We start from the raw sequence: 14,058 nt of genomic DNA on the forward strand, positions 1-14,058 counted from the left end.
TATATATATAATTTTAATAAAAAAGAAAAAAAATTATTCTATAAAGAGGAGCGTATATCACAAAAATATGATTATAATGATGATGAATACTATAATAATATAGAAACAAGTAAAATATATTATGATATAAACGGAAATTCATATAAAAATTATTCAGATGAAAATATGGAGCCAAATTCACTTTATGAAATCACTAATAATAGATTCGGAGAAAGTTTTTATTATGGAGTAGTAGAAGAACATCAATATGGAGATATCACTACATACACATACGGATATGATATTCCAGCTAGTAGAGATATAAATTTCTCCAAAAGCGATAAAGATAACACAAATTATATAAATAAGGCATATAAATATAGTTTAACACAAGATGAAATAATAAATAAAAATTCTACAGGTATATACTTGTTAAAGACAAAAAATATATATTATGATGAAGAAATAACTAGAATATTATGTTTTCAAAATGAATACTATGATGGATCTTATAGTGATGAAGGAGTAAAAAATTATAATAATTATGGTAATATAGAATTTGTATATAATCCTGAATTTTATTATACCAGCACTATAGCTAAGTATTTAGTACTACCAAAATGCTGGGAGACTAATGACGTTCTTTATTTAAAAGAATATAAATATAAAATAACAAATTATCTTGATTTAAAATCCAAACAAATAATAAAAAAAGATTATAGCACTGTAACTAGTGATTATTTAGATTATTTAAATAGTATAAGTAAATCCAAATCTACCAAAACATATATATATTTGAAAAATTTTTACGATGAGCAGCGCGATATAAAAAACAATGTAAAAAAATATAAAAATACTGAACTAATAGGATTTATACCTTTAGAAATTTTTGAATACTATTTACAATAAAATAATAAAACCTTACAGTATAATTAATAAATAAAAAATTATGCTGTAAGGTTAATAATTTCTTTATTCAAAAAGATTATTCCCGAATTTCATACCCAATTGAATGCCTAAATCAAATGAAGCCAAATTTCTGCTTTCAACTAGTACCAATTCAGAACCCCTTAAATCAATACCAAAATCTGTACCTAAATAAGCACCAACTAAAATAGCAGCTTTCTCATGAACATAGAAAGAATAATCAAATGTTAATTTCACATAAGTAATTACAGAATTTTTCATAATACTGTCTATCTTTGAAGCATTATAATAACCATAAGTTTTAGTACTAATATTATCTATAGTTTCATCATAGGAATGAGTCAAATATAAAGGAATTTTTACACCTACCCCAAATCCAAAAGCAAAATTTTTATAATGAAATTTAGGAAGTATCCCTATAGATAAATTTTCAAAAGTATAATACTCCTGAACTTTTATTTTCTTTTTAGTATCATTATCTTGTGAAGAATTAGCCATTCCAAAAGAATCATGAGAATATCCTAAATCTAATAATAAACTAATTCCTTTATCTTCCTCTGATACCAAATAACCGCCTTGTAAATTTATTCCAGCATCAAAACCAACTATACCGCTTTTTTTGACATAATTATTAATATAATCTCCAGTAGCCTGATTTCCAAAACGAACATTATAAAAACTAAAACTAGCTCCAATGGGAATCATTACTCCAAATTGCCAGCCACTTGTTGCAAATGAAAACTTAGCAAATATCATCATCATAGATAAAATAATAATTGTAATTTTCTTCATAAAAAATTCTCCTTTCAAATTTTCCCTAAAAGATTAAATTATATTTCAGGCATATCTATCTTTTTAGCCTCATGCCATAACTTATCGAGATTATAATACTCTCTTCCCTCTTCAGTAAATATATGAACTACCAAAAAACCATAATCACTTAAATACCAAGCCGACTCTGAATTATTATCATTCTCTGCATAAGGAAGAACACCTTCCTCTTTCAAATCTTTATAAACAGCATCAGAACCAGCTTTCATTTGAGGTGAAGATGAAGCAGTAGCTAATATAAAAAAGTCAGAAAGAGTTGTAACATCTTCCAAATCTAATATAACTATATCTTCGAGCTTCTTATCATATAAAGCTTTTGCTGCTTTAAAAGTTAATTCCTTTGCTCTTTCTTTATCTATAAATTTCTTTTTTCTTTTTTTTAATTTAGTTTCTAAAACATCATTAGTTTCATTATTAGATAATTCTTTATTTTCTTCATTGTTATTGTGTAATTTCATAGTAATCATTCCCCAATATTAATACAACATTATTTAATACTCTTCTATCTGTTTTGGCATATATACGATTTACCCTTCCTTCATTAGCAACCATAAATGCCTTTTCTATTTGTCCGTCCCTAACAAGCACCACGCTTTCATTAAGATTAGTACCAAAATTACCGTACTCCCCAGCAGAAAAACCTCTGTAACGCATTCTAATATTTATTCTGTCGGCAAGTCCTGCAACCATAGTAGCATTTAATACAGTTAAACTTACATCTTCATTATTTAATTCACTTTTTTGAGTTTTAAGCTCAACATACAAAGTTAAATCATCCATCTGTTTAATAAATACATTTCCATCAAATATAGGGACCAAAACACCATTATCATCTATTCTTGCATCTATATTTTCTATTACCAAAGTTCTTTCATTACTATTTGCTAGTATCTCAGTGAAAGCTTCTATATCAGGAGGTCTTAAATTACTTTTTACTTTAGAAAATATAGTGTTTCTCATACTTCTTGCATGAATTATATTTCTAAATTGAGGACTTTGTATTAAACCCATCATAGAATTAATTATAATATCTTCTAATCTGTATAATGTTTCTATATCCTCATAGCCTTTCATAGTTAAGTAATGCAAATATGATATTACTTTTTCTCCTGTAAAAAGCCATTCACCTATATCAAATGAAAGCTCGTATCCTTTCTCCTCATTCTTGTATTCAATAGGCTCTTCAACATACATTTTGATTCCGCCCATCAAATCTATAATATCAGATATTTGATTATTATCAATAGACATTCTATAACTTATTTTTTTATCAACTGAAGTTTCTATAGCTCTAAATACGGCACTTTCTCCACCGTCTTTATATAATTGATTCAATTTTAAAGGAGCATAATTTTTATTTTCCCATAATGCTATATTTCTGGGTAAACCTATAAGCCCTATCCTATTATTTAAACTTGATACGATTCCTACATATGCACCGTAAATTTCTCTGTTATCATCTACAAATAAAATTGCAAAATATAAAGGCTCATCATTTTTTTTAGCAATATTCAATTCGCTTACAAAAAAATAATAAAATAAAGCAATAATAAAAGATACTGAAAATATAATAGAAAAAATAATCAGCATAACAGCTTTTTTATTAGCTTGGCTTATTGTTTTTAAAGCTTTATCATTTATATTTTTTTCATTTTTTTTGTCCATTTTCATTTATATATAATATATTATGTTAATTAAGTTGTCAAATATATTTTTAATAAAATACATTATTAAAAAATGTTTATGTTAACTATTGAAATTGTTAAACTTTATAATATAATATTAGTTATAGAATATAATGGATTTTTAATATGACTTTTTTTAGAAAAATTGTTTTTATTTTTGGACTGCTTATGTCATTAATATCTATAAATGCTTTGATGTCATACCGCAAACCTAAAAAAGAAGAGAATATTACAAAAGATTACTAAAATATTATGTTTTTTTTGAAAAATAAATTTATATTATTATTATTAATATGCAGTATTCCAATATACCCCATTACAATAACAATACTGCCATTTTCAAGTGCCGATCCATTATGGACAGAAGAATATAAAGTAGATGATGGAATTCCAAGAGTACTTGAAGATTCATTGGTAAATACAAAAATGCTTGATGTAACCGATTATGATTTACTTATATCATATTTTGCATCTTATGATATAGTAGCTTCATACAAAACATTGCAAACCAATTTACAATTAGCATCCGATTTTATAAAAGAAACTTTTAATTCTGACTATATAATTACAGGAGAAATATTAAACTTTAATCTAAAAAAAGGTGGAAAAGATATTGCAGATGTAGAATTTAAAATAAATCTTATAGATATAAATTCATTAAAAACTGTCAAATCTTTTACTGATATAGGTACTTATACTTTACCTAATAATAGCCCCGTATATTCAGTAGGAGATACCCTTTTTACGGAAACAGCCCTTGGAAGTGCTTCTTTAATAGCATTAAATAAAATAGCAAATAATATAACAGCATTTTTAGGTAATCCTCCTCTTATGGGAATAGTAACCAGAATAGAAGATAATAAATTATATATAAATCTTGGTAAAAAAAACAATATAAAAAATGGCGATGAATTTAATATATATAAAATAGATAAAATACTTGAATTACCAATTGATAATAATGAAGAAAATAAATCAACTAATATAAGCAATAGTCCAAAAACTTTTATCACTCCTAATAATAGTAAAGCATATAAGTCTGTTAGAACTAATGAAAAAGGAGATGTTTGGTATACAAGTGAAACACTTTACAAATATAGATATTATAAAAATGTAGAAAAATTTGTAGCCTCAGCGAAAGTTATAGAAATCTATGATAATTATGCTATATTAGAAAATAAAGCAAATATAAAAATAGAGCCTATGATGATAGTTAAAATAAAAGATTAGTATAATAATTAAGGAGAATAATTAATAATGATATCTAAACAAAATGTAGTGTACAATGAAATTGAAAAAGATGACTATTATATATATATAAATCAAAATACAAATAAAGGAATATTTACCCCATATTATAAAGGAAGCTGCAACAGTTTTTTATATGATTTTAAATTGGATATATGTAGAACTTTTCATAAAAATGCAAGATCATATTCAATAGTAGATATCTCATTAGATGGTAGTAAAATTATGACTATTTCTGTTACTGGTAATGATTCTCAAAATAATGTATTTAAAATTATTGAAATAGGAACTAATAAAGTATTATTAGAATTAAATAATTTATATGTATATGAAGCATATTTCACAGCCAATCCTAGATATATATTCTTAAGGGCTAGAGAAGTAAATATAATGAAAGTATTCGTTTATGATGTACAAGCTAAAAAAGTTATGTATACTTTAAAAGAAAATATATATCTTATGAACGGATGTTTTAATCAAAAAAGAGACATCTTTACATATCCATCAATTATGGAAAATAGAGTTATAAGTCATTTAAACTTTAATACATTGACAGAAACTAAAGAATTGATAGGATATTCTGAAATTAAAGTTTCTAAAATATTTAGTATGGAAGGAAAAGATTTATTATTACTAGATAATGACGAATCTATTTCTTTATACAGTAACAAAAAGATATTATGGAAAATACAATTTTTATCATTTCTTAATCATTATAGCGGAGGTTTCTTCTATTTGAAAAATGATAATAAAGTATATTTGGATACTCCCGCTATAGTAGAAGAAAAAATGTCTAATAATCAAGTAGATAGTATGATTTTATACAGAATAGATGCATATTCTGGTAATATAGAAACTATACAATTACCTGCAAAAATCAAATATAAAAAATTTACCCATATGTTTGATTATAAATTGATAGACACAGCTGGTAATATATTTGATGTTAAAGACCGAACTGCATATTCATTTCCTATTAGTACGCATAGATAAAAACGATATAAAAAATATATTGATTTTTAAAAAGGAATGTATATAATAACCACTATGATAAAGAGAATATTAATAATATTATTTACTGCTGTTATGCTAGTTTCATGCGATGAAACTTCAAAAGAGAAGCTTGATTGTGAAACTACATTTAGATCGGGAGAACTTTCTGAAAAAGAGTATAATGTGCTAATAAATAAAGGTACAGAATTACCTTTTACAGGAGATTTATTGAATGTAAAAGATGAAGGAGTTTATGTATGCCGAATTTGCAGTACACCTCTTTTCAAATCTGAAGATAAGTTCAATTCTGGAACAGGTTGGCCTAGCTTTGATGATGCCATAGTTGAAAATATCAAATTATTAAAAGACGGTAGTAGAATTGAAGTCGTATGTGCAAAATGTGGAGGTCACATGGGACATGTATTTTACGGAGAGAGATTTACAGACAAAGAAACAAGATACTGTATTAATTCTGTTTCATTAAATTTTATCAACAAATTTACTAATGAAAACTATACAAACAAATAGTGTTAATTTTGTATAATAAAGATACCAAGGAGAATATTGAATGATAAAAAAAACAATAATAACTATCTTATCTTTATTATCAATTATTTCATGTTCGAAGGAACTTAATAGTCAAAATGTCAATAATAATAAGGATAATAATATGAATAATAATATTCCTATACCTGAAAATGTAAAGTATGCATATTTCTCTTCAGGATGCTTTTGGGGAACAGAATATTGGTTTGAAAAATCTAAAGGTGTAGCTTCTGTGGTAAGTGGTTATGCTGGAGGACATAAAGTAAATCCAACTTATCAAGAAGTATGTACAGGACTTACAGGACATTTGGAAACTGTAAGAGTTGCTTATGATCCTGAAAAAACAACTTATGAAGAGTTAGTAAAATTATTCTTTGAAACACATGATTTTACTCAAAAAAATGGTCAGGGACCTGATATAGGTTCTCAATATTTATCAGCAATTTTCTATCAAAATGATGAGGAAAAACAAATAGCTGAAGAATATGTTAATAAATTAAGAGAAAAAAAATATGATGTTGCCACAACTATAAGAGAATATAAAAACTTTTATGAGGCAGAAGATTATCATCAGGATTATTATGCTAAAAAAGGTGCTATACCTTACTGCCATTTCTACACAAAAATATTTTAAAAAAATGATAGGCTTTAAATTACAAATTTAGAGCCTATTTTTATATCATTTTTAATTATTTTCTTTTCATAGTTAATATAACAACTTCTGGATAAGCAAATAATCTAAAAGGAAGAAGAACAGTACCTATACCGCAAGTTATATAAACTTTGGTGTTACCATAATCCATTAATCCATAAACAGCAGGAAAAATCGGATATTCTCTATTTTTATTTATAGTTTCCCAAAAATCCATAGGTAAAAAACTTATTTGAAGTCCATGAGTATGTCCTGCAAAAAAGAAATCTATTAATTTATTATATCCACCTTCTCTAGCTCTCCTTAAAGGTATATTAGGTTCATGAGATAAAACTATATGAAAATCTTCAGGCTCAACATTACTAACAGCAATATCAAATCTTACATCATCAGTTAAATAATCGCCTACCCCTCCTATAGATATATGCTCTCCCATTTCATTTGTAATAAATAAAATATCATTATCAATAACTTTAAATCCATTGGAATATAATGAATTGGATACATCTTCTGTACTTTCCCAATTATCATGATTTCCTAAAACAGCATATTTTCCGTATCTAGCCTCTAATCCTTTTATTCCATTATAAAATTTTAATGTATGTTCTTTATTATAACGTTTAAACTGATGCGGAGCAGTATAAATATAATCTCCTGCAAATAATATAATATCAGGACTATTAGTCATTATCAAATCTGACATTTTTCTTACATGACTTTCAGGTATATAAAGACCAGCATGCATATCAGCTGCCAATGCTAATTTAATACCGTCAAAACTTACAGGTAAATCTTCAAACTCTAATGTAATATATCTAACTCTCATAGAATGAGATACTTTATACATATAAAAATTAAGTATAAATAATAATACTATGATTATCAAAATTGTTATTTTCTTTTTTTTTGATATTTTTTTTAAGAATTTCATTCCCATACTCCTAAGTTCATTCTATATTATAATTTGATATAAATATAGATAGTATAGATGATAATAATATTATAGATATAGTAAATATTAAAAAATTAAATATAAAAGTAAATAAAATAAATACTGCTATCATAGATATTATCAAAGATATAAGTAAAGATATTATATACAATTTATTTAATATTTTTTTAGACTGTTCATTAAAATATATTGATAATCTTCTATAAAACACTGTAAGTAATGAAGAAGATAATAAAGAAAGAGAAAATGTCAAAGTAATTATAAACATAAAAGTAATATTTATAATTAAATTATTATTTTCAAAATAGTATTCTCTATCAGCATAAACAGCTTTCAAATTATTAACATTTATAATATAACTATCGTTCAAAAAAGAATATATATCATCATTATTAGAAAAGACAATTATACTTTCATTATAAGGAGATTTATCCCCTTCTTTAAGGTATATAAAACTATTCATAGCAGTTATATCACCTATAATATCATAATTCTTATCCTTCAAATCATATATACCACTTACATAAAAATATCCTGTTTCAAGCCAACCTCTTGAAGACTTGGCTATTAATGATAAAGCATCCCCTATATTTAATTTCAAATAATCAGCTAAATCTTTTCCTATTATAATTTCTCTTTTAGGACTTTCAAATATATTTCCTTCAACTATAATATTTGATACACTTACTCCATTTTCAAGTATATTTTTTTCATAGGCATAAACTCTTGAAGATATACTTCCTGTTCTTATAACAACACCTACAGGAAAACTTAATACTGTTTCTATATCAGCATATTCATCATAAGAAGCAATTTCTTTGAATAACATATTAGTTATACTATTACTTGTACTTATAATAGAAGAAGAATCTATAGAACCATTAAATAAAAATGTGTTTTTTGATATATTATTTTTTACTATTCTAATAATTTTCTCAGAATATACATTATCCGAATCATTTTTTACTGTACTATTTGCAAATTCAAAAAATGATAAATACAATGCCATAAAAACAAATATATAACAGAATACTATTCCAAACATTATCAATATATTTTTATTATTACTGTACTCTTCATCTGATATAAATATTCTCTCCCATATTGAATATTTCACATTAGATAAAATGACTGATAATATATTTAGAAAAAATAATACAATATATATATAATTGAATCCGTTTCTATAAATTAAAATATATATTAAAGAAGATATTACAAAACCAGCTGAACTAAATAATAATTTTTTTTTTAATAATTTTTTATAATTATGAATATCATAAGAATTAATAAATATAAATACTGAAAATAAAATAAACAAATACATTAATATTATACATACTTTATATTTATGATAATTCTTATTGTTATTGTATTTATCTCCTAAAATATCTTTTTTAGAATAGGCAGAAAAATCATCAGAAAAAATTTCTTTTATATTACTATCATAATTTATTAATTTTTCATCTTTTATATTTTTTTTGATATACATTTCAGTAGCAGCATTTTCTAAACCTACAAATTTATTCAAATGCTTTATATCCGTAAGTGCATAATTATAATTCAATTTTTCAGATACTTCTATTATTGTATATTCTTCAGCATTATAATGTCCCGTTTTGGTAATAAGTTTTAATATTATAGTATCATTTGTATTAACATCTAATATTGAAGATATTGATTTACTTATTATAATAGAATTATCAGCATCAAAATTTTTTAATGTACTATTGTTTAAAATACCAAAAACCTTGTCATCATTTTCTATATCCACACCATTTATTACAATTTCTTCCTCTCCCAAATGAGATATTAAACTAGCTCTGTATTTTAATCTTGATGCTATAGGAGATGATTTAAATATTTCCTTTAACTTTTGCTCTTTTTGCTGATAATCAAATATATAATAATCATCTAATATATAATCTCTTGAGTCTTTATAATTATTATTCATTATATTAATATAGCTTAAAGAGGTATCAGTATTATTTAAATAATTTATATAAAATAATGTTATGAATGTAACTATCATTGATATCATACAAATAAGTATATTAATTTTTTTCATAAACATTCCAAATAAAAGATAATATTAAGATTATATCTTAATAGCAATTTTTGTAAATAGTATACATTATTTTTTGACAATATGTATTATATTTAAATATATAATATTAAATACGACATATATAGCCAGCATTTAATATAAAAATTTAATTATTATTAAAATAAAGATGCTATTTTATTAGTATCAAAACCTATAATTTTTGTAACTATAAAAAACATATTTCTAGTACTCTCTTCCATTTTATGTCTATCTTACAAATATCCTTCTACTTTAAGATTAACTTTAGTAGGTTGAGCAAAATTAAAGCCTGTATATTCTTTATACAAATTAATATACTCACCTTCCATATCTACAGGATAATTTTTCATATCTGTATAATTACTGAAAGCAGAGAATCAGCATAATGAACAAAATCCCCTTCAAAAGTTTGAGTGTTTGAAGTTAATTGATTTTCCGATGATTCATTATTTTCAATAGCTACAATTCCATCTAAAACTGTACTTTCTGAACTTTCTGTTTTACCATAACATGAAACGCAAGTACAAAGATAAAAAAATAATTAATAAATATAACTTTTTCATTTTTACCCTATTTTTATTTGATTATTTTTTCTTAAAACAATAATAATAAATAATAATAAAAAAAGGAACATTATTAAATGCTCCTTTTGTGAAAATACCATCTATTAATATGAATTAATCTAACTTTCTCATTTGAGGGAAAAGAATAGTATCTCTAATACTTCCTACATTAAGGAATAGTATAGCCATTCTATCAATACCTATTCCAAGTCCGCCTGTAGGGGGAAGTCCGTACTCTAATGCATTGATATAGTCTAAATCCATATCCATAGTTTCATCTTCGCCTCTTGCCTTAGCTTTTAACTGTTCTTCAAAACGCTCTTTCTGATCTATAGGATCATTAAGCTCACTGAATCCGTTTGATATCTCCATACCGCCTACAAATAATTCATACCTCTCTGTAATTTCAGGATTATCTGAATAAGATTTTGAAAGAGGAGAAACTGCTTTAGGATAGTTAATAACAAATGTAGGCTGAATAAGTTTTTCTTCAACTTTCTCTTCAAATACTGAAACCATTACTCCCCATTTAGAAGGTTTAGTCTTTGAAGTGTCTATTTCAACCCCTATTGATTTAGCTTTTTCTAATGCTTCATCATCTGTTTGTATAACATTAAAGTCAAGTCCTGAATGCTCTTTTACCAAATCAACCATAGACACTCTTGCAAATGGAGGCTCGAAATTAATCTCATAATCTTTATATTGAGTAGTATATTTTCCATTCAATTTTAAACATACCTTAGAAAACACTTCTTCCACCAATTCCATAACCTTGTGGAAATTAGCATAAGCCATATAAGCTTCCATCATAGTAAATTCTGGATTATGCCTTGTTGATATTCCTTCATTACGGAAATTTCTATTAAGCTCAAATATTTTATCAAAGCCTCCTACAATCAATCTTTTCAAATAAAGTTCAGGTGCTATTCTCAAATATAAAGTCATATCCAAAGTATTATGATGAGTAACAAAAGGCTTAGCTTTAGCACCTCCAATTAACGGATGCATCATAGGTGTTTCTACTTCCAAAAATCCGTTTTCTATCATCACTTCTCTTACAGCAGAAACCATTTTTGAACGTTTAATGAATGCCTCTTTTACATCATCATTCATTATCAAATCAACATATCTTTGTCTATAACGAAGTTCTGTATCTGTAAGTCCATGAAATTTTTCAGGCAATGGATTTAATGATTTTGTAAGAAGTTTTAATTCATTAGCATATATTGTTATCTCTCCTGTTTTAGTTTTAAAAACACTTCCTTTCACTCCCACAATATCGCCTATATCTATTAATTTTTTGAAAACTGTATTATAAAAATCATCACCTACTTTATCTTTTTGTATATAAGCCTGAATAATTCCTGAAGCATCTTTTATAGTTAAAAATGAAGATTTACCCATTACCCTATAAAGCATGATTCTTCCTGCAATAGCAACTTCTGTTTCATTTTTTTCTAACTCTTCAAATTTATCTGCTATATCCTTCGATTTATAAGTTACATCATAACTATTAGGAAATGGATTAATTCCCATATTTTTTAAAGTACTAAGTTTCTCTTTTCTGTTTTCTTTTTCTGCTGAAGTATTTTTTTCATTTTGCATATTTTCAGAATTATTTTGATTTTCTGACATTAATTTATCCCTCTTAAATTATTTGCTATTTCAAAATAAAATAACATAAAAAATTTTTCTATAAATATATATTAAAAATAGAAAAAATTCTATAAAAATTATAAAAAAAGAATAGTTCAAATAATAGTATAACATAAATTTTATTATTGAAGTTATAACATTTATTTATTGATATTTTTTCTATAATATATTAATATTAATATAAAATGTATTATAGTTTTAAGAAGATATAATAATGAAAAAGCTTTTATATGTGTTTATTTCAATGCTGATTATATCAGCATTCGCCTACTCTTTCCCATACAATATGTACACAGGTATGACTGGAGCACTGCGTTTGGGCGGTACAATTTATATAAATAATGATAGAATAGGAGTAAAAAATAAATACACCTTCTCTACACCTATTATGCTTAATTTTGGGGTGTTCAGAAACTTTGATATATTTGCTAGAGTTCTGCCTATGACATATACACCAAAATTGGGAGTTGGAATAGAAGGACAGCCTCAATTTTCTATAATGCCTAGATTCCAATTTTTTAACGGATTCATAGGAGCATTAGAGGTATTATTTCCTGGTTCATCTAAACAAAAATTCGGACTTAATCCACAGTTGCATTATTTGATAGGATTAGGCGACTTCTTTACAGTCTTTTTGAATTTTGAGCTTCCTATGTATTTTGATGATCCTAGAGGAGTAGTTGAATCTATAAGATTAAAAACTGCTTTAGGTGTTTATCCTGGTGCTTTATTCGGATTCTCTTTGGCTGGTATATATTTGGAATATCATATAGCTTATGATTTTTACAACAATGCTTTTCTATATCTCAATCGTTTAGGATTAGGTGTTTATTTAGTACTTAACAGCGATGCAAGTCTTTCATTAAACTTCACTCCGTATTTGGAGCAATTAGCAAGCGGTTTCTATTTTGGTATAGGAGCTTCTCTATCATATACATTTGATTTTAGTAAATTCGTAAGATAAGACTTTTTTCATAATATAATAGAGTATAAAAAAATACATACTAATAACTTTTTAAGCTAATAGTATGTATCTTCATTAATTATAATAAAAAATATATTATATTATTTTTTGAAATGCTGAACTCTACCAGGTTGACCGCTAGCACTAAGTTCACATTCACTAGTGTTTTTAAAATGAAATGTAAGTATACCAAAATGAGAAGCTTGAGTTCCAGACAAATCTAATTTAATAGAATATGAACCTACTTCTTTATTTTTGTCTGCTTCCCAATTTTGTATAGTTAAATTACCAGGCACAGATTGTCCGCCTACAGTTAAAGTCATCTTACCGTCACTGGATATTTTAAAGCTATCACTTGTAAGTCCTTCATCAGTACAATTCCAAGTACCAACTAAATCTGCAGGCTTAAAACTTGTAGGATTTTGTTTTGATTTACAGCTTATTGAAATTAAAGAAATTAAAAAAAATAAGCTCATCAATGATAAAATTTTGTTGATTTTTTTGTTCCTAAACATAAAGAACTCCTTTAAAAAAAATTTATAATAATCAAAGATGATTATTTGGCAATGTTTTATTATTATTAGAAAAAATAAATGCAATAAAGATATTGATGCTATTTTATTTAAAAATTCAGATGCTTGATGCTTGATGCTTGATGCTTGATGCTTGATGCTTGATGCTTGATGCTTGATGCTTGATGCTTGATGCTTGATGCTTGATGCTTGATTGGATTAAGCTAATGGTATTAAATAATATCGTATATTCCATATTTATATAGTATATTGCAATAAAATATTTTGTCAAGAATAAATAAAAAATATTTTACGAAATAGAAATATATATGATGAATAATTTTTGTTTAAGTTCCATAGATATTGCACACTTTTAGTTTAAAAAAAATGAGATATTCCTTATAATTTAAATTGCTAAAAAAAACAAAAAGGAATATCTATGAAACAGTATAATACACAACAGA

The 14,058-nt window shown here is 25.3% G+C and carries 13 protein-coding genes; 6 read left to right on the top strand and 7 right to left on the bottom strand.

The window, feature by feature from the left end; all coding sequences use genetic code 11:
• Nucleotides 1–888 (top strand): hypothetical protein (locus Q1J76_RS04860; protein ID WP_300367621.1); only part of this gene is annotated, 888 nt, incomplete at its 5' end.
• 63 nt (nucleotides 889–951) lie between these two features.
• Here the strand turns inward: Q1J76_RS04860 and Q1J76_RS04865 are convergent.
• Genes Q1J76_RS04865 through Q1J76_RS04875 form a run of 3 tightly spaced genes read right to left on the bottom strand, consistent with a single transcriptional unit; the run spans nucleotide 952 to nucleotide 3,402 of the window.
• Complete coding sequence (locus Q1J76_RS04865) at nucleotides 952–1,698, bottom strand: hypothetical protein (RefSeq protein WP_300367624.1); 747 nt, start codon at nucleotides 1,696–1,698, stop codon at nucleotides 952–954.
• Nucleotides 1,699–1,736: 38 nt separating this feature from the next.
• A complete protein-coding gene (rsfS, locus tag Q1J76_RS04870) occupies nucleotides 1,737–2,195 on the bottom strand; it encodes a ribosome silencing factor (protein ID WP_300367627.1) in 459 nt (152 codons plus the stop codon).
• Nucleotides 2,179–3,402 carry an LCP family protein gene (locus tag Q1J76_RS04875; RefSeq protein ID WP_300367630.1) on the bottom strand — a complete coding sequence of 408 codons (1,224 nt, stop codon included), beginning with the start codon at nucleotides 3,400–3,402 and terminating at the stop codon, nucleotides 2,179–2,181. The genes rsfS and Q1J76_RS04875 overlap by 17 nt, the downstream gene beginning before the upstream one ends.
• A gap of 272 nt (nucleotides 3,403–3,674) precedes the next feature.
• On the opposite strand from Q1J76_RS04875, the gene Q1J76_RS04880 reads away from it, so the two are divergent.
• Genes Q1J76_RS04880 through msrA form a run of 4 tightly spaced genes read left to right on the top strand, consistent with a single transcriptional unit; the run spans nucleotide 3,675 to nucleotide 6,843 of the window.
• Nucleotides 3,675–4,652 (top strand): hypothetical protein, encoded by a 978-nt coding sequence (locus tag Q1J76_RS04880; protein WP_300367633.1) that lies wholly within the window; start codon nucleotides 3,675–3,677, stop codon nucleotides 4,650–4,652.
• Between the two features lie 27 nt (nucleotides 4,653–4,679).
• Nucleotides 4,680–5,663 (top strand): hypothetical protein, encoded by a 984-nt coding sequence (locus Q1J76_RS04885; protein WP_300367636.1) that lies wholly within the window; start codon nucleotides 4,680–4,682, stop codon nucleotides 5,661–5,663.
• 54 nt (nucleotides 5,664–5,717) lie between these two features.
• A complete protein-coding gene (gene msrB / locus Q1J76_RS04890) occupies nucleotides 5,718–6,191 on the top strand; it encodes a peptide-methionine (R)-S-oxide reductase MsrB (RefSeq protein WP_300367639.1) in 474 nt (157 codons plus the stop codon).
• A 40-nt stretch (nucleotides 6,192–6,231) separates the two neighbouring features.
• Nucleotides 6,232–6,843: a peptide-methionine (S)-S-oxide reductase MsrA gene (gene msrA, locus Q1J76_RS04895; protein ID WP_300367642.1), complete on the top strand. Its 612-nt coding sequence runs from the start codon at nucleotides 6,232–6,234 to the stop codon at nucleotides 6,841–6,843.
• A 55-nt stretch (nucleotides 6,844–6,898) separates the two neighbouring features.
• Here the strand turns inward: msrA and Q1J76_RS04900 are convergent, their stop codons facing one another.
• The 3 genes from Q1J76_RS04900 to lysS all read right to left on the bottom strand — a co-directional run bounded on the left by Q1J76_RS04900 (nucleotide 6,899) and on the right by lysS (nucleotide 12,097).
• Nucleotides 6,899–7,792, bottom strand: coding sequence for a metallophosphoesterase (locus tag Q1J76_RS04900; protein ID WP_300367645.1), 894 nt, complete (start codon nucleotides 7,790–7,792; stop codon nucleotides 6,899–6,901).
• A 16-nt stretch (nucleotides 7,793–7,808) separates the two neighbouring features.
• Nucleotides 7,809–9,881 (bottom strand): ABC transporter permease family protein, encoded by a 2,073-nt coding sequence (locus Q1J76_RS04905; RefSeq protein ID WP_300367648.1) that lies wholly within the window; start codon nucleotides 9,879–9,881, stop codon nucleotides 7,809–7,811.
• Nucleotides 9,882–10,576: 695 nt separating this feature from the next.
• Nucleotides 10,577–12,097, bottom strand: a complete 1,521-nt coding sequence (lysS, locus tag Q1J76_RS04910) for a lysine--tRNA ligase (RefSeq protein WP_498034121.1) — start codon at nucleotides 12,095–12,097, stop codon at nucleotides 10,577–10,579.
• 235 nt (nucleotides 12,098–12,332) lie between these two features.
• Here lysS and Q1J76_RS04915 point away from each other — a divergent pair, with 235 nt between their 5' ends.
• Nucleotides 12,333–13,082, top strand: coding sequence for a hypothetical protein (locus Q1J76_RS04915; protein ID WP_300367651.1), 750 nt, complete (start codon nucleotides 12,333–12,335; stop codon nucleotides 13,080–13,082).
• A 101-nt stretch (nucleotides 13,083–13,183) separates the two neighbouring features.
• Here the strand turns inward: Q1J76_RS04915 and Q1J76_RS04920 are convergent, their stop codons facing one another.
• The gene (locus Q1J76_RS04920; RefSeq protein WP_300367654.1) at nucleotides 13,184–13,597 is read right to left on the bottom strand and encodes a hypothetical protein; all 414 of its coding nucleotides are present in this window, start codon (nucleotides 13,595–13,597) and stop codon (nucleotides 13,184–13,186) included.
• Between the last annotated feature and the right edge of the window lie 461 nt (nucleotides 13,598–14,058).

Source organism: Brachyspira sp. (assembly GCF_029258575.1).
GTDB lineage: Bacteria > Spirochaetota > Brachyspiria > Brachyspirales > Brachyspiraceae > Brachyspira.